We start from the raw sequence: 17,500 nt of genomic DNA, 5'->3' as shown, positions 1-17,500 counted from the left end.
GACCGGCCGGTGGTACCTGAGGTGTAAATGATCGCGGCGAGATCGTTCCCGCCGACATGGCTGAGCGGGACGTGGGGATTTTGGCCGGCAACTGTATCTGCGAGGCTGCCGCCACCTGCGCCGTCTAGCGTAGCGATCGTGACGTTCATATCCGCGTAGCTTGAGGCATTGTCGGGACTGCAGACAAAAACTGCAGGTTCGGCATCGCTCAGGAAATACTCAACTTCACTCGGGCGATATCCGTCGTTTAGAGGCAGATAAACGGCTCCCATGCGCAAAGTCGCCAGATATAGCTGGACAATTTCAAGCGATTTTTCGGCTTGAACGGCCACCCTGTCACCGGCTTTAACTCCGAGCGAGGCTAGGCCGCTGGCCCAGCGCTCTGCGCCCTCGAGCAATTGCACACCGCTCATAGAGCGTTTTTCATCGCTTATCACCGAGCGCTCACCACGTTCGCGTAACACTTTGGAGAGCGCGACGAAAAATGAACCGTTTTCTAATGACATCCTATTTTCTCCGTGAAGTTGTGGCAGATCGGTGCGTGGCTCGATAAGGCGATTGTCGACTATCCGCACAAAAAGAGAACCAAGCATGAGCCGTAATCAGAAACCTTCCAAGGGTGCCGAGCAAAATGGAGCCGGCTTGAGTGCGCTTCCCTTCGGTCCTCTCAAACAGGATGCGGGTGGCACCACGAAGACGCCGCTGGTGAGGCTCGTCTACCAAGCCATTATGGCGTCGCTCGATGCCGGTAAACTTCAACCAGGCAGCCGGATAGTTGCTTCGGAGATTGCAAGTCGCCTTGGATTTAGTCGCGCGCCGGTTCGCGAAGCGCTGGCCGTGTTGGCTGGACAAGGGCTGGTCGAACTGCTGCCTGATCGCGGTGCAATACTTCGCCCGATGAGCGCCCGCGACCTGGCCGCCGTCTACGAAGTCAGCGCGCCAGTTGCCGCGATTGGCTTGCGCGAAGCTGCCCTTCGCATCGACCGCGATGATAACGTTGAGCGAATTTTGGCTGCAATGTCGGCTATCCGGGTGGCTGGCGATGAGACTCCGCCCAGCTTTCGCTTCTTCCTGGTTCTCAATGAATTCCACTATCTGATGAATGCCATTGCGGAGAAACCCTATGTCGATTTCGTGCTGCGCGCGCTGAATATCGAATATTGGAACAGGCTGCTGACGGCGGAGATCAACCTCGAATGGCACGTCACCAAATATGTAGCCAATTACCAGAGGATCACCGACGCTGTCCTCGCCGGTGACGCGAAATCTGCTGAGACGATCATGCTTTATCATGCCGAATGGTGTGCATTCCTGCTCGATGGTGACGCAAATGAGGATCCTGATCGTCGACGATAAAGCTTGCTAAGGCACATTTCGCGCCCCTTCTACGCCTTCCTTGAATTAATTGTCGACAATCTCTTGCATATCCTATGCATTTCATGTTCTCTTCCTGATCGGCGACGCCACCAAATGGTGCGCTCCATATTAGGGAGAAATGGGATGCGTAAAATTGGAACCAGGCTGGGATTTGGAGCAGCGTTGCTACTCACGGGAGTTTCGGCCCAAGCCCAAACGACTGCCGATCAAAGTGCGGTCGACGATGAAGACGCCATTATCGTGACCGGCACCAAGACGGGCGCTACGTTGCTGCAGGATACTCCTTTGGCGGTGACTGCCTTCAGCGCTGACATGCTGGAAAAGACCGGAATCAAGGATATTCGCGATCTCGCGGCGGTCACTCCTAACCTGCTGGTGACCCAGAACGCGTCGTTCTCTCAAGTTTATATTCGCGGTATCGGATCGAACAACGTGTTCGGCGGTTCTGACCCATCGTCGACAATCCATCTCGATGGCGTCTATCTCGCTCGTCCGGCGAGCTACCTTTCAAACTTCCTCGATGTGGAGCGAATTGAAGTACTGCGAGGCCCTCAGGGCACCCTGTATGGCCGCAACTCGGTCGGCGGCACGATTAACGTCATCAGTCGTAAACCGGGCAATATGTTCGAAGGCAAGATGCAGGCGACGTACGGCAGCTACAACTTCGCTCGCGTCGAGGGTTATGTCAGTGGGCCGGTCGTCGAGGACAAGCTGGCTGCATCCTTCTCTATCATCGGATCGCGGCGTGACGGTTATCTCGAAAACGTCGTTCCGGGCGTTGGGGATGCCGATAACGAGCGGACGATTGGTGCTCGCGGCCAGCTTCGCTTTACGCCTAGCACTCCATTAGAGATCATCATTCGGACAGACTATCTGCATTCTGACGACGCGCTTGCCGGCTATATCAAGATGCTCCAGCCGACGACCGATCCGTTAGCGAACAGCGTCATCAGCGATCTCCACAAGATCGCAGTAAATATCCGGCCGACATCCAATCGCCGCCAGTGGGGCAGCGCAGCAGAGATTAATTATGACCTGATGCCAGGGATGCAGCTAAAGTCATTGACAGCATATCGCGCCAATCGCCTGACGCAGGTCGGAGACACCGATGGCACCGCCCTAAACGTTCGTCGTACAGATCAGTTCGAGAATCAGCATCAGATTTCGCAAGAGTTCAATCTGGTCGGATCGACCGGCGGACTAACGTATATTCTCGGCGCTTATTATTTTAACGAGCACATCGACGTTGCTGCGGCCGTCACGACCTTCCCGACGGTGCGCGCAGGCTTCTCGCCGACGATCAATACCGATGCGCTCGCGGGCTTCGCTCAGGGCAGCTACGCTTTTACGGATTGGCTGACCGTAACGGCCGGCGTTCGCTACACCAGCGAGACGAAGCGCCTTGACCAGTACGCACTGAATACGTCCTTGATTACCGGGCTTCCGTTGGCGGGCAATCCACTGTCCTACAGCGTAGAAGATACCTACAACGCATGGACGCCGAAATTCGGCATCGAGCTGCGCCCCGCCGATGGTGTTCTGCTCTACGCATCGGCGACCAAAGGCTTCAAATCGGGCGGCTTCAACTTCGCAAGCCGCAATCCCAACCAGGGGTTCGACCCGGAAATGCTGTGGAGCTACGAAGCAGGCGCTAAGCTCGATCTTTTGAATAACCTGATGCGCCTCAATGCGACCGCGTTCCATTACGACTATTCGGATCTGCAGGTTCAGTCGTTCCTTTCGCCAGGTGTCGTCGACATCACCAACGCGTCCGATGCGAAGGTGGACGGGATGGAACTGGAAGGGCAGCTGCGGCCGGCCAGATGGCTGCGAATCGGCGGCAACGTTGCTTATCTCGACGCACGCTACAAAAATTACACATCCGCGCTGCTGGCAGGCAATATTCCTTACGATGCTTCGGGTAATCGACTGAACTTAGCGCCAAAATGGTCATATTCGGTATTCGCCGAGTTGAATACAGATGTTGGCGACGGCTCTATCTTCGCTCGTGGTGAGTACAATTACCGTTCGCGTCAATTTTTTACGGCCGAAAATGCCGGGTTGGATACGCAGGCGGCCTACGCCTTGCTTAACGCCAGCGTGGGCTACACATTCCCAGGGGATAAGTTCGAACTGATGGCTTTCGGCCGCAATCTTACTGACCGCGAATATGTTACCAGCACCGCGAGCTTCGCATCTGGACGGGTCGGCCGCGTCGGTGAACCACGTACGTACGGGATCCGGGCAGTAGTAAAATTCTGACCATGAGAGAGACGCTCTCATCCATGATCGACGGGCAGTGCGACCCAGACTTTGCGAAAGTTGGCACTGCCTTCACGGCCAACTTTCGCGAACGGGGTGAGCTTGGTGCCGCGGTCGCTGTCTATCAGCATGGCCGCAAGGTGGTAGATCTCTGGGGCGGCTGGGCCGATTTAGAACAGACTCGGCCTTGGCAGCGGAATACGATCGTCTGCATGATGTCGGTCGGCAAGGGCATGGCCGCACTGTGCGTATGGATCCTGATCGACCGGGGGATGATCGATCCCGAACGGCCCGTGGCCCATTATTGGCCGGGCTTTGGTCAAGCGGGCAAGGAGGCGATCACGGTCGCCACCTTGCTGGCTGGCAAGGCGGGGCTGCTCTATGCCGATCATGCGCCCGATGGCGCAGGCTATGATTGGGCGGTGATGATCGACGCGCTGGAGCGTCAGGAACCCGAGTGGGTACCCGGCGAAAAGCATGGCTATCATTCGGCGACCGCGGGCTATCTTTTCGGCGAGCTCGTTCGGCGTGTTGATGGTCGTCCGATCGACCAATTCTTGCGCGAGGAAATTACCGGTCCGCTGCAGGTGGACTATGGCTATGGGGCGAGCTGGGCCGACCCGGATTGCATCGCGGATATCATTCCTAATCCCAACAGCCACACCTTCGTCCAGACGCGCGACCCCAATACGAAACTCGGCCGGGCGTGGCGCATGCGGCCGCCATCCGACGATCATTACAACGACGAACGGATGCGATCGGGGCTGCTGCCGTCGACCAACGGTCACGGAAATGCGCGTTCGGTCGCGCGCATCTATGCTGCTTTGGCCGAGGGCGGAACGCTCGACGACGTTCGCCTGATCGGCCGCCAAACAGTAGACCGTATGCGCACCGAAAGCTGGTTCGGGACATGCGAGATGACTGATCGGATTTTCCGTTATGGCTACGGTTTCTTCCTAAACGAACCAAACATGTCGCCGATGGGACCCAATCCCCGTGCCTTCGGACATCCCGGCGCGGGTGGTTCTCTTGGTTTCGCCGACCCCGAAAATGGGATCGCCTTTTCTTATAGCCCTTCACTGATGTGCGAGGGCGGCGGGTTAGGCGATCGCTGCCGCGCGCTTTCCGAGGCGGTATACGCATGAACATTGATTTCACAGGCAAGGTCGCAATCGTCACGGGCGGAAGTTCGGGGATCGGGCAGGCGGTTGCGGAGGGGCTGGCCGCCGCCGGAGCGCATGTTGCGGTCGTCGCCAGCACCAGCGCTGACAAGGCCGAAGCTGTCGCGACGGCCATTGTCGCTGCTGGCGGCAGCGCGATCGGACTCGCGGCCGATGTGCGGGATCCCGATGCTCTCGCCACCCTTGTGAGTAAGGTTGAGCAAACATTCGGCGGCGTCGATTTGTTGGTCAATGCGGCGGGCGTCTTTTATCCGACCCCAATTGCCGATGACGATGATGATGGGGCGGCTGCCCGCATGATCGATATCAACGTGTCGGGGCTGTGGAATGCAATTGCCGCAACCGTGCCGGCGATGCGTCGCCGCGGGGGTGGACGGATCGTCAATTTGGCATCCGTGACTGCCGTCGTGGGCATCAAGGGCTTTGCTCTGTACTGTGCCAGCAAGGCTGCAGTCGCGATGATGACGCGCGCGCTTGCCGCTGAACTTGCGCCCGAGAACATTGCCGTCAACGCGGTCGCCCCGGGCAACACCGCGACGCCAATGAATGCGGCCGTGCGTGCCGATCCGGAAATGACCGAAGGCATGCGGCAGATTACTCCCAGCGGTACAACTTTCAGTGACGCAAGTGATATTGCCGGCATCATTCTGTTCCTGCTGTCGGAGCATGCGCGGCCGGTGCACGGCGCTACGTGGCTGGCCGATGAAGGCATATCGGCGGCGATCGGTTGATGGCTAGCGCCGCCCCGCCCCAAGCAGCCGTACGTTCGGCTCCGATCTACGCTTGGTACGTGGCACTGCTGCTCGCGACGGCGCATCTTGTCTCGTTCATCGATCGCTATCTGATGAGCCTGATGATGGAACCGCTGAAAGCCGATCTCGCGATCAACGATACCCAATTGGGGCTGTTGCAGGGAACTGGTTTCGTCATTCTCTACACGTTGGTGGCGGTCCCCTTGGGACGCGCGGCGGATCGAGTGAACCGACGTAACCTTATCGTCGCGGGTATTTTGATATGGAGCATCGCAACAGCTTTGTGCGGGCTGGCCACGTCCTACGGCGGGCTATTCGCAGCGCGGATTGGTGTCGGTTTCGGAGAGGCGGCACTTGTGCCCGCGGCGATGTCGCTACTCGCTGTATATTTTCCCCGTCACCAGCTTGGCCGTGCAGTGTCGCTGTTCACCACCGGTGCTTCTCTAGGTAAGAGCGCAGCACTGATCGGCGGCGGCGCGGTCCTTGCGATGCTCACCGTGGCCGGAGGTCTGTCGATCGGCGGCACAACCAAACTTGCTCCCTGGCAGGGAACGTTCGTCCTGATGGCGATACCGGGTATCGTAATTGCAACTTTGATGCTCACCGTGCGCGAACCGGCGCGCGAAGCGGCCTCCCCAATTTCAGCGAAGCCGGGCATCGCTGATGCATGGCGATATGTAGTGCGTCATCGCGCAGCGTTTTTCCTCCACACCGCTGCATCGGCGCTGGTTGTGCTGACGATCCAGTCGATCGCAGCTTGGGCACCTTCCTTCTACGTCCGCTTCTTCGACCTGACGCCATCGCAGGCCGGTGTCGCCGTGGGCTCGGTAACGCTGCTTGCAGCGCCACTTGGGCATCTAAGCGGCGGCGCGCTCACCGACTGGTTTCAGAAACGCCGCTCGCGCTCGCCAGCAGCTCCCGTGATTGTGATCGGCATGGTAGGCGCGATCCCTAGCGTCGCACTGTTCGCGATGAGCGACAAGCTACCGTTGTCGCTCGCTGCCTATGGCCTGCTCAGCTTCTTTGTCACGCTGGCCGCACCGGCTTCCCTCGCCGGCCTTCAGATGCTCGCGCCCGACCGCCTGCGAGGTATCTTGACCTCGATGTTCCTGGCCGTCGTCACATTAGTCGGCATCGGCATCGGCCCGGCGCTCGTTGGCCTATCCACCGATCTCGCCGGTGGCCCGCTCCAGCTGGGCAAGGCGCTTATGATCCTTATCGTCTGTGTTGCCGCCATTGCCATCGCCCTCGCGCTAGCCAGCCGACGCCCCTTTGAACGCACCGCGGCGCTCACCGCCGCCGCCAATTGACCCAATCAGGAGTTTCCCATGCGTAAGACCGGCAAGGCCATCATTACCTGCGCGGTGACTGGATCGATCCATACCCCGTCGATGTCGCCCTATCTTCCAGTCACGCCGAGCGAGATCGCGGAGCAAGCGATCGCCGCCGCCGAAGCTGGCGCTGCGATCCTGCACCTGCATGCACGCGACCCCGAAGACGGTCGGCCTTCGCCCGACCCCGAACTGTACATGCAGTTTCTTCCGCGGATCAAGCAATCCACCGACGCGATCGTAAACATCACCACCGGCGGCGCGCCGGGTTTCAGCGAGGAAGACCGGATGGCCGGCCCTCTGCGCGCCAGCCCCGAAATGACCTCGCTCAACATGGGGTCGATGAACTTCGGCTTCTTCGGGCTGGCCGACAAATTCGACTGGAAGCATGACTGGGAGCGCGAGCTGATGCTCGGTTCGAAGCGTTTCCCTGCCAACCATAATTTCGCGCTGATCGAACGGATCATGGTCGAACTGGGCCAGGGTCATGGCACACGGTTCGAATATGAATGCTATGACATCGGTCATCTCTACACCGTCAAGCATTTCGCCGACGCGGGGCTGATCAAGCCGCCGTTCCTGATCCAGGGCATCTTCGGGATCCTCGGCGGGATCGGCGCTGATCTCGAAAATTTCATGATGTTCAAACAGACCGCCGATCGCCTGTTCGGTGACGATTATATGCTGTCATGTTTCGCTGTGGGCCGCCCTCAGATGAAGTTCCTCGCGCAGTGCGCGCTCGTCGGCGGCAGTGTCCGCGTCGGGCTGGAAGATAGCCTATACATCAGCAAGGGCGAGCTGGCGACGAGCAACGCGCAACAGGTGCTCAAGCTGCGCACCATCCTCGACGCGCTCGACATCGAAGTCGCGACGCCGAACGAGGCGCGCGAGATGCTGGGCCTCAAGGGTGCCGACGCGGTGGGTTTCTAAGATGCGCTTCGCGACAGATACTGGAGGCACCTTTACCGACCTTGTTGTGGAGGACGATGATGGTTCGATCACCCTGCACAAGGCCTCAACCGTCCCGTCTGATCCCGTAGCAGGTGTGCTTGAGGCGCTTGCTATTGCAGCCGAGGCGCGCGGCCTAACGCTACGTACACTGCTAGGCCGCGCGGAGAGCTTCATTCACGGCACCACCCACGCGATCAACGCAATCATTACCGGCCGCGCTGCGCGCACTGGACTGATCGTTTCAGCCGGTCACCGCGATATTCTGATGTTTCGCGAGGGCGGCCGAACCGAACCGTTCAACCACACGATTCCTTATCCCAAGCCTTACATCTCGCGAGAGCTGACCTTCGAGGTGCCAGAACGCGTCCTGGCCGACGGGACCATACTGACAGCGCTTGACGAAGCCGCGGTAATCGAAACGCTCGAACAGATGCGTGTTCAAGGCATGAAGGCCGTGGCCGTCGTGTTGCTGTGGTCGACAGTGCATCCCGCGCATGAGCTGCGGATCGGTGAATTGATCGAAGCTCATCTGCCGGGCGTGCCGTACAGCCTGTCGCACGCGGTCAACGCAACGCTCCGCGAATTCCGCCGCGCATCGTCGGCGGCGATCGATGCGTCGCTGAAGCCGTTGATGACGCGCTATTTGGGCAGCCTGTCGGAACGGCTGAAGAGCGAAGGCTTTGACGGTAAGGTCATGGTGCTGACCAGCGCTGGCGGCATGGTCGAAGCGGCCGAAGTCGCGGGATCGCCGATCAAGATCATCAATTCCGGACCGTCGATGGCCCCGGTTGCGGGCCAGCATTATGCCGAACGCGAAGGCGGCTGGCGCACCGCGATCGTCGCCGATACGGGGGGCACCACCTATGACATCAGTCTGGTCAGCGACGGCCGGATTCCGATGACGCGCGATCTGTGGATCGGCGAACCCTATCGCGGCCACCTTGCGGGCTACCCTTCGGTCGACGTGAAAAGCGTCGGCGCGGGCGGCGGCAGCATCGCGTCGCTCGACGCGGCTGGGTTGCTCCATGTTGGGCCGGACAGCGCTGGCTCGACGCCGGGACCGGCCTGTTATGGCCGCGGCGGCACCCGACCGACCGTAACCGATGCGTGCATGGTGCTGGGCTATCTCGATCCCGATTACTTCCTCGGCGGCACGATGCAGCTCGATGCCCCCGCCTCTTTTGCCGCGATCCAACGCGACATTGCCGGACGGCTGGGAACCAGCGTCGAAGAAGCGGCATGGAGTATCCTCGACCTTGCGACCGAAAATATGGTTCAGGCGATCCAGGAACTGACGGTCAATCAGGGCATTGACGCCGCAGAGGCAGTGCTGATCGGCGGCGGCGGCGCGGCGGGTCTGAATTCAGTCTTCATTGCCCGTCGGCTGGGCTGTCGGCGATTGCTGATCCCCGAAACCGGCGCGGCGATGAGCGCGGCCGGTGCGATGATTTCGGATATAGCCAGTGAATTTGCCGCGACTGCGCACACCTCTACCGCCGCGTTCGATCGGGTGCGCGTCAATGCGGCGATCGGCCAATTGCGCGATCAGGCCGATGGCTTTGCTGCGCGGACCGGGCTGGCGGGAACTACCGAGTTCATCGCCGAGGCGCGCTATGAAGGGCAGGCCTGGGATATCGACGTGCCCTTGCTATCGGCACGCTTCGACACCGATGCCGATGTCGCCGACTTCCGCGCCGCATTCGATACTATGCACGAACAAATCTTCACAATCCGCGACGAGGCATCCGAGGTTGAGCTGATCGGGCTTCGCGCCCGCGTCCGCTGCCCCGCGCGGCCTGATGCACCCTTCCTGCTCAAATCGGTGGCGCTCGAAGACGGCCCGGCGCGGACGCGCCGCGTCTATTTCGCCGCCGAGGGCTGGGTCGAAACCCCGGTACTGCGTTGGGATGCGGTCCCGGCGGATACCGATTTCGCGGGGCCGGCGCTGATCGAATCCCCCTTCACCACCGTCGTGGTCGACCCGCCGGCGCGCTTTCGCCGGTCAACCGCTGGCGCACTTTTGATCGAGGCATGACGATGAACCAAGCTGTTGCCCAAGCTCCCACAATGAATGGGGCGCAAATGGCGGTGTTGCGCAGTCAGCTCGACGGCATCGTTCGCAAGATGTCGAACACGCTGCTGCGGACCGGTCGGTCGGGCGTGCTCAACCGCGCACGCGATTTTTCCTGCTGCCTGCTGACGCGTGATGGCGAACTCTTGACGGCCGCAGATAGCCTGCCGATCCATGTTCTGTCGGGTCCCGATTTGATGGCGCGGTCGATCGCGCAGTTCCATCCCAATCAAAAGGCTGGCGATGCATTCCTGCACAATTCTCCCTATCATGGTTGCTCGCATCCGGCCGATTTGACAGTCATCGCACCCGTGATGGACGAACAGGGCAACCATCGTTTCACCGTACTCGCAAAGGCGCATCAGGCCGATATCGGCAATTCGCAGCCGACGACCTATATGGCCGAGGCGCGTGACGTCTATCACGAGGGCGCGCTGATCTTCCCGGGCGTGCAGGTCCAGCGCAACTGGGAGGACATCGATGATATCATTCGCATGTGCCAGATGCGCATCCGCGTTCCGCGCCAGTGGCATGGCGATTATCTGTCGACGATCGGCGCGGCGCGGATCGGCGAAAAGGCGCTGACGCAACTGGCCGGTGAAATCGGCTGGGACCGGATCGAATCCTTTGCCAGCCAGTGGTTCGACTATTCCGAAACGCTGATGGCGGACGCGATTGGCAAGCTGCCTGCGGGTTCGGTCATCGGATCGAGCGTGCATGATCCCTTTCCTGGCCTGCCCGCCGAGGGACTGAAGATTACGGCGCGGATCGACGTCGATCCGGTCGCGGGCAAGGTCGCGGTCGACCTGACCGACAATCCAGATTGCCTGCCGTGCGGCATGAATCTTTCGGAGGCCTGCGCGCGGACCGCCGCGATGATCGGAGTGTTCAACAGCATCGATCATCGTGTGCCCAAAAATGCCGGATCGTTCCGTCGTATCGAGGTGGCGCTGCGTGAGGGCTGCATTGCAGGGATACCCGTGCATCCGTTCTCATGTTCGGCCGCAACCACCAACATCGCCGACCGGGTCGCGAACAGCGTGCAGACCGGTATGGCATTGCTGGGCGAGGGCTTCGGAATGGCCGAAGTCGGATCGGTCATCGCACCATCAGCAGGCGTGGTCTCGGGCATCGACCCGCGCACAGGTGAGCCATTCGTCAACCAGATGTTTTTGGCGATGAGCGGCGGCGCGGCCGGGCCTGCCAGCGATGCGTGGTGGACCATTGGCCATGTCGGCAATGCCGGCCTATGCTGCATCGACGGGGTAGAGCTTGCCGAGCTGTCACAGCCGATCGTGGTCTATAGTCGAGCATTTCTGCCCGATACCGAAGGTGCCGGCACGACAACGGGGGCACCGTCGACAGTGGTCGAGTTCGGTCCTCTGGGTGCCGATATCGATATCGGCTATCTATCGGATGGTCATTGCAACCCTCCGGTCGGCGTACGGGGCGGCGGTCAGGGCGGCGGCGCGGATCAATATCTCGTGGACCGTGACGGTGCTCGCCAGCCTCTCGAGGCCTGCGCGCAGGTCAGCATTGGGCAGGGCGAACGTATTATCGCAATTTCGTGTGGCGGCGGCGGTTATGGCCCGCCTTCCGGCCGAGACGCTGATCAGGTCGCGGAGGACGTCAGCGGCGGATTGATCAGCATTGATCGCGCACGTGCAATCTATGGCGTGGTGATCGGTCCCGACGGCAGCGTACTTGGCGCTGATACCGCGCAAGCCCGGGAAGCGATGGCATGACTGGGCGGACCACTCTAATTACGGCCGGCGCTGCGGGCATCGGGTTGGCAATCGCCGAAATGTTCATGGCGCGCGGCGACCAGGTGATCGTGTGCGACGTCGACCAGGTCGCGCTGGACAGGGCGGCCACAAAACTTCCCGGGTTGGTGGCGATCAAGGCTGATGTCTCGGATGTCGCGGCGGTAGACGCAATGATCGCGCAGGCGGGGCCGATATCCGTGCTGGTGAACAACGCGGGCGTGGCGGGGCCGGTCGGTGGCATCGAGACAAATGATCCCGATGATTGGGCGCGTTGCTTTGCGGTCAATGTGCATGGTGCCTTTCACACGATCCGGGCTGTCGTTCCCGCGATGCGCGAAGCCGGCACTGGCACGATCATCAACATTTCGACTGCGTCAACAGTCACCGGTCTGCCGGGGCGTGCGGCCTACATCGCGTCCAAATATGCGCTGGAAGGGATGACGCGAACTCTGGCGCGCGAATTGGGGCCGGTAGGAATTCGTGTAAATGCGATCCGTCCGGGTTTCATGGATACCGAAAGAATGCGCGGCATTATGCATCGCATTGCCGATCAAAGCGGCCGCAGTGTGTCCGAAGTCGAGACCGCAGCCCTCGGCTATATTTCGTTGCGGACCAAAATCCAGCCGGCGGAGATCGGTGAAATGGCGTGGTTCTTCGCCTCGGATGCCGCACATCACATCACGGGCCAGATCATCGGAGTCGATGGTAATGCCGAATGGGAGGGCTAGTATGTCTCGGATCACGCCATTGACCATCGACGAACTGCGCGATCGCGGCGTCGACGTATCGCCGTTCCTGGCGGATTTTGCTGAGCTGCCCGGCAGCGTCGCCACGCTCGGATACCGACCCGACATTCTGAGCGCCACGCTGGGGATGTGGCAGGCGGTGATGGGTGCCGGCTCGCTTCCCACTGAACTCAAATATCTGGCTGGCTATCTCGCCAGCATGTCAGCCGGATGCCAATATTGCTCGGCGCATACGGCTAGCAATGCGGCAGGCGGCGGCGATTCCGCTAAGGTCGCGGCAGTATGGGAATATGAGCGAAGTCCCTTGTTCAGCGAGGCCGAGCGCGCGGCGTTGCGGTTCGCACAGCTGGCCGGCCAGTCTCCCTCAGGGGTCAGCGACGAAGATGTTCACACACTAAAGTCGTATTACAGCGTCGAGGAGATCGTCGAATTGCTGGCTGTTATATCGATGTATGGTTTCTTCAATCGCTGGAATGACAGCCTCGCGATACCCCTCGAACCGACGGCGCTCAATTTCGCTCAATCGACAATTGCGACGCATGGCTGGCAGGTCGGCAAACATGGCTGACACGTATGTCACTTGCGGTTTTGGCGTCGTCCATCCCTGGCTGTGCGACGCTATGGGGCATCTGACGACGCGGAACTATCTCGGCTTCTTCGATGACGCTTCGTATCAGATGATGGCGGAGCTCGGATATGATTCCGAGGCGGGGCAAGCCGCACAGCAGGGCTGGGCCGATGTTCGTCACGAGATCGAGTACCGTTCTGAATTGGCCGTCGCCGCCCTCATTCGCCTCGATGGGCGCGTCGTTGCACTGGGTCGCAGCTCAATCACTACCGAGCTGCGATTGTTCGCTCGGTCAGACGAACGACTGTGCGCAACTTTGACTGCGCGCACCGTTTGCTTCGATCTAGCCGCACGCCGGTCGCGGCCGTTACCCGCGTGGCTTCTCGTCAACGCGGAGAGGCTGTTTGGGATCGGGCCCGAAGAACGTAAAGCCAATACTTGACGCGATCTTTGTAGGCCATGAGCGTCGGCTTAGGTGAATGACGCGCCCGCTGGGGCGAGACCGGTATTCTGACAAAGCAATGCCCCCACAATACCGGTCATCGGACCGGACGTTTCAGTTGTCCCTTCAGAACCGTCGATCGCGTCCGCCTGTTTCAGCGAGAAGCTGCACCCTACCGATCACCGGGTCGATATCTCAGCTTCACATGCGCGTTTAGATCATCGAGGTAGAAGTACACCGGCCTCAGATTGCCGGTTGCGTAGCGATCGATCTGGTCGGCGAAATGAGGTGATGTGGGCTCGCCGCTTTCGCCGCCTGCCGTCACCGCCCATGCCTTTACCTTACGGCCAAATTCGACCACCGCGACGAAGCTGTTGCCGCTCGTTCCATAATAGCGCGTGGTGTTGGGATATGTGCGCGCTCCGAACGAGGCGAGGCTGCCCCATTGTGCCGAGGTGAAGGGGACAGGGGTGCTGGGCTTCGCATCATCGAAATGCGGCGTGATGGCATCGTCAAGCCGCTGGAACCGGTTGATGGTGCCCCATGGAATGCGCCAGCTGCCAAAGTCGCGCGTGAGCCGAGTGACCGCTTTTTGCAACGCCGCGAGTTTCCGCTCTGCTGTCACTCGCGTCGCAATATAGTCCGGCACGTTAACCCGTTCGGCGCGTGCAAATTCGCCAACCTCGCGCCACAGTGTATCGCCCCAGAACACCGCCAGCGAGGTCGGCTCGGACGCCGTGCCCCAGCGATAATCCCACCCGCGCAGAAGATCGATTGGCCCCGCCAGTTCCTCCCGCCGGACATCGCCTGTCGGTAACGCATCATAGGCGGCGACCAGCCCAGGGATCAGCGTAGCGAAGGCGGGAAGATAGCTGTCGAACGCTGCCGTCATCAGCTCTTGCGCGGTGAAATCGGCGCGGTTTTCTAGTAGCAGCGCGGCATGAACCCCCCGGGCATTCTGCCCCGCCGTGTCCATATAAGCCGGAAAATCCGCGGCCTTCGGGCTTTCCGCGCCCGCCGCGGTCCATGGCGCATTGTTGGTGTTCACGACATAACCAACGCCCGGATCGATAGCGCGGGGTAGATCGTCCAGCGGGGTCAGGCCTTGCCAGTCGGTCGCCGGGTCCGATCCGTCAACGGGACGGGTGTAATCGAACCGATCGCTGCGTAGCGGGACGAATTGCGGATGGAGGTAAGCGATCTCGCCCTTGGCGTCGGCAAAGATGGTGTCGTTGGAGGAATTGGCCTGCCGCCCCGCAACGGCCAGATAGCTCGCGAGATCGGTCGCCTTAGTGCGCAGCCAGCTTTGTTCGAGCGCCGGGATTGGTCGCCACATCAGCGCGGTTGCGATCCATTTGCCGTCGCGCTCGGCAACGATCGGGCCATGATGCGTGCGCGCGACCTCGAACGAGCGTTCACCCGTCGATCCGTCGTCAAGCCGATAGGCAATCGAGACGGGAGCGCGGGTCACGGGCCGCGTTTCTTTGCCATAGCGATAGAACGCCTTGCCATTCGTCTCCAATATCGTCTCGGCGAATTCATCGACCACATCCACGCCTGAAGATGTGTGCATCCAGCCCGCGTTTTGATTGAACCCCTGGTAGATGAAAAACTGGCCCCAGGTTGATGCACCGTATGCGTTGAGCCCGGCATCGCTTGTCATCTGCAGTTCGCTGCGGAAATAGAAGCTGGTGTGCGGGTTGATGAGTAGGAGCGCCTTGCCATCGACAGTGTTCGCGGGTGCGATCGCGATGCCGTTCGATCCGCGCGGCTCACGCGGACGCCGGCCGAGCTCCTCGTCGGTCATCGCCACTTTTTGCTCGCCATAGAAGCTGGCGAGTTCGGAAAGCGAAATCCGTTCGATATCGCCGCCGATGCTTCCTTCGGTGAACGAAAGTGCCATCCAGGGTTCGAACCGGGTGAGCACCTTTGGTTTGGTTTCGGGGTGTGTTGCGAGATAATAATTCAGGCCATCCGCCCAGGCATCCATCAACGCATGCAGCCATGCGGGGCTGCTATGATAGGCGGCCTGTAGCTCGACGGGATCGACATAGAGGCGTTGACGCAGGTCGGCCCAGATCGCCTCTTTCCCTTCGGCCTCTGCGGTGCGCCCGAGCGCGGTGAGATAATTCGCCTCGATGCGTGCAAAATCATCCTCCGCCTGTGCGTAGATCGCGCCGAACACCGCATCAGCATCGCTTGCCCCGTGGACATGCGCGATGCCCCATTCGTCCCTCGTGATCGTGACCTGAGCCGCCTCCGCCTGCCATCGGTCTATCTCGCTCGCCGTGACCTGAGCGTGCGCAGTGTAAGGCACCGCCAGTAGAGCAAGAACAAGGAATGGGTTGCGGAGCGTGGGAGGGGGGCTAACCATGTGCGGACGCTATCGAGGCCGCGACGGGAAAACAATATGCGATCAGTCTTTGCGACATTACTGGGTTTGGTTGCGGTTTGCGGTATTGCCAGCGAGCCTACCGCAGCGCAGACCCCCGAACCTACATCGGTGTTGCTACGCCCCGCACAGGTGTTCGATGGACTCGACCCCCACCCGCATCCGGGCTGGCAGGTACTCGTTACCGGCAATACGATCGTCGCTGTCGGTCCCGCGCTAGACGTGCCGCTTGGTGCACAGACAATCGACTTGCCGGGACAAACGCTGATCCCGGGGATGATCGAGGGACATGGCCACTTGTTCCTACATCCGTATAACGAAGCGGCGTGGGACGATCAGGTACTGAAAGAACTGCTTGCGTTGCGCACCGCGCGCGCCGTTGTCGCCGCGAACGCGACGTTGCAGGCGGGTTTCACCACGGTGCGCGATCTGGGCACCGAAGGCGCGGGTTATGCCGACGTCGGCCTGCGTCAGGCGATCGATCGGGGGATCGTCCCCGGTCCCCGCATCCTCGCTGCCACGCGCGCCATCGTGGCCAAGGGAGCTTACGGCCCGAAGGGTTTTGAGCCGGGCGTCGTCGTACCGTTGGGCGCGGAGGAGGCTAGCGGGGTCGAAAGCATTGTCGCGGCGGTGCGCAGCCAGATCGCGGCGGGGGCGGATGTGGTGAAGCTTTATGGCGATTATCGCTGGGGCGCGGGCGAGCCAAGCCGTCCGACCTTCAGCCAAGCCGAGATGACCGCTGCGGTCCAGACCGCGCACGATGCGGGCCGAACCGTAGCGGTCCACGCCTCCACCGCTGAAGGCATGCGGCGCGCGATCATAGCCGGCGCGGACACGATCGAGCATGGTTATGGCGGCACGCCAGAAATCTTTCGCATGATGCACGACCAGGGGACCGTGCTGTGTCCGACGCTCGCCGCTGGCGACGCAATCGCTCGCTATGGCGGATGGACAGGAGACGATCCCGCGCCCGCCAGTGTGCAGATCAGCCGGAAGGCCTTTGCCGACGCGCTCGCCGCGAAAGTCTTAATGTGCGTGGGCGGCGATGTTGGCGTGTTCCCGCACGGCGAAAACGCCCGCGAAATAGAACTTATGGTCGCGGCAGGGATGCCCGCATCCGACGCGATGGTCGCTGTGACCTCGGGTAATGCTCGGGCATTCCATCTTACCGACCGCGGCATGGTGAAACCGGGGTTACTTGCGGATCTTGTGGGACTGGAAGGCGACCCTTTTCGCGACGTGACCGCTACGCGCCGGGTCCACTTCGTAATGAAGGACGGGGTGGTGATAGTCGCGCCGAATTAGGTTTTGCGATCTGCGGAATTTTAGGAAATTTGCTATCAACAAGACCTGCGGTCACTGGATGGCAATTGGGTTCCGGGGATAGGAAACATCTCCGCCAAGCGCGTTCAGATTCGAGGCATTAAGCAAACGTCGGCGCGGGTTTGACTCCCAGTGCTATCGCGCCTTCATTGGCGCAATCACCTGCTCGGCGAAGCGATCCATTTCCTCGGCCTGGGGGCTCATCTGAAGCAGCAACAGGTCAAGACCTGCATCCTCGTAAGCGGCGATGCGCTCAATCAGCTGTTCGGGCGTGCCGACGAGATTGGGCCGAAGCCCACGGTTCGACACCGAGTATTCCTCGATTTTCAATTCGCGTT

Annotated in this window: 14 protein-coding genes and 1 pseudogene (1 of these 15 cut by a window edge); 12 read left to right on the top strand and 3 right to left on the bottom strand. The window is 60.7% G+C overall.

Going from position 1 to position 17,500, the window contains the following annotated elements:
- Positions 1-593, bottom strand: partial view of an AMP-binding protein gene (locus tag FSZ31_RS00075; RefSeq protein WP_201739088.1) — the 5' portion only. The gene continues 985 nt to the left of window position 1, outside the view; 593 of the gene's 1,578 nt are visible here — the first part of the coding sequence; the start codon lies at positions 591-593; its stop codon lies off the left edge, out of view.
- On the opposite strand from FSZ31_RS00075, the gene FSZ31_RS00070 reads away from it, so the two are divergent.
- From FSZ31_RS00070 to FSZ31_RS00020, 11 genes are all read left to right on the top strand, one after another.
- Positions 592-1,356, top strand: a complete 765-nt coding sequence (locus FSZ31_RS00070; protein WP_147121051.1) for a GntR family transcriptional regulator — start codon at positions 592-594, stop codon at positions 1,354-1,356. The two genes, FSZ31_RS00075 and FSZ31_RS00070, sit on opposite strands and share 2 nt — an antisense overlap.
- Before the next feature lie 144 nt (positions 1,357-1,500).
- On the top strand, positions 1,501-3,639 hold the full coding sequence (locus FSZ31_RS00065) for a TonB-dependent receptor (protein WP_147121050.1): 2,139 nt from the start codon (positions 1,501-1,503) through the stop codon (positions 3,637-3,639).
- A gap of 23 nt (positions 3,640-3,662) precedes the next feature.
- The gene (locus tag FSZ31_RS00060; protein WP_147121049.1) at positions 3,663-4,784 is read left to right on the top strand and encodes a serine hydrolase domain-containing protein; all 1,122 of its coding nucleotides are present in this window, start codon (positions 3,663-3,665) and stop codon (positions 4,782-4,784) included.
- The gene (locus tag FSZ31_RS00055) at positions 4,781-5,551 is read left to right on the top strand and encodes an SDR family NAD(P)-dependent oxidoreductase (RefSeq protein ID WP_147121048.1); all 771 of its coding nucleotides are present in this window, start codon (positions 4,781-4,783) and stop codon (positions 5,549-5,551) included. The genes FSZ31_RS00060 and FSZ31_RS00055 overlap by 4 nt, the downstream gene beginning before the upstream one ends.
- 59 nt (positions 5,552-5,610) lie before the next feature.
- Positions 5,611-6,882, top strand: a complete 1,272-nt coding sequence (locus FSZ31_RS00050; protein ID WP_236643592.1) for an MFS transporter — start codon at positions 5,611-5,613, stop codon at positions 6,880-6,882.
- An 18-nt stretch (positions 6,883-6,900) separates the two neighbouring features.
- Entirely contained in the window at positions 6,901-7,833 is a 933-nt protein-coding gene (locus FSZ31_RS00045; protein WP_147121046.1) for a BKACE family enzyme, read from the top strand.
- A gap of 1 nt (position 7,834) precedes the next feature.
- Positions 7,835-9,889 (top strand): hydantoinase/oxoprolinase family protein, encoded by a 2,055-nt coding sequence (locus tag FSZ31_RS00040; RefSeq protein ID WP_147121045.1) that lies wholly within the window; start codon positions 7,835-7,837, stop codon positions 9,887-9,889.
- The gene (locus tag FSZ31_RS00035) at positions 9,886-11,670 is read left to right on the top strand and encodes a hydantoinase B/oxoprolinase family protein (protein WP_236643685.1); all 1,785 of its coding nucleotides are present in this window, start codon (positions 9,886-9,888) and stop codon (positions 11,668-11,670) included. The genes FSZ31_RS00040 and FSZ31_RS00035 overlap by 4 nt, the downstream gene beginning before the upstream one ends.
- Positions 11,667-12,419, top strand: coding sequence for an SDR family oxidoreductase (locus tag FSZ31_RS00030; protein WP_147121044.1), 753 nt, complete (start codon positions 11,667-11,669; stop codon positions 12,417-12,419). The genes FSZ31_RS00035 and FSZ31_RS00030 overlap by 4 nt, the downstream gene beginning before the upstream one ends.
- Before the next feature lie 19 nt (positions 12,420-12,438).
- A complete protein-coding gene (locus FSZ31_RS00025) occupies positions 12,439-13,005 on the top strand; it encodes a carboxymuconolactone decarboxylase family protein (protein WP_161595898.1) in 567 nt (188 codons plus the stop codon).
- Positions 12,998-13,447 carry an acyl-CoA thioesterase gene (locus tag FSZ31_RS00020; RefSeq protein ID WP_147121042.1) on the top strand — a complete coding sequence of 150 codons (450 nt, stop codon included), beginning with the start codon at positions 12,998-13,000 and terminating at the stop codon, positions 13,445-13,447. Before FSZ31_RS00025 ends, FSZ31_RS00020 begins: the two co-directional genes overlap by 8 nt.
- Positions 13,448-13,619: 172 nt before the next feature.
- Here the strand turns inward: FSZ31_RS00020 and FSZ31_RS00015 are convergent, their stop codons facing one another.
- Positions 13,620-15,821 carry a penicillin acylase family protein gene (locus tag FSZ31_RS00015; RefSeq protein ID WP_147121041.1) on the bottom strand — a complete coding sequence of 734 codons (2,202 nt, stop codon included), beginning with the start codon at positions 15,819-15,821 and terminating at the stop codon, positions 13,620-13,622.
- A gap of 36 nt (positions 15,822-15,857) precedes the next feature.
- On the opposite strand from FSZ31_RS00015, the gene FSZ31_RS00010 reads away from it, so the two are divergent.
- Positions 15,858-17,144, top strand: a complete 1,287-nt coding sequence (locus FSZ31_RS00010) for a metal-dependent hydrolase family protein (protein ID WP_147121040.1) — start codon at positions 15,858-15,860, stop codon at positions 17,142-17,144.
- Between the two features lie 153 nt (positions 17,145-17,297).
- Here the strand turns inward: FSZ31_RS00010 and FSZ31_RS00005 are convergent.
- Positions 17,298-17,500 (bottom strand): annotated as a pseudogene (locus FSZ31_RS00005) (LLM class flavin-dependent oxidoreductase); the annotation flags it as partial.

The sequence above is a fragment of the Flavisphingopyxis soli genome (genome assembly GCF_007995095.1).
Taxonomy (GTDB): domain Bacteria; phylum Pseudomonadota; class Alphaproteobacteria; order Sphingomonadales; family Sphingomonadaceae; genus Flavisphingopyxis; species Flavisphingopyxis soli.
The sequence above is the reverse complement of the archived record's forward strand: the minus strand, read 5'-3'. Positions and strand labels throughout refer to the sequence as shown.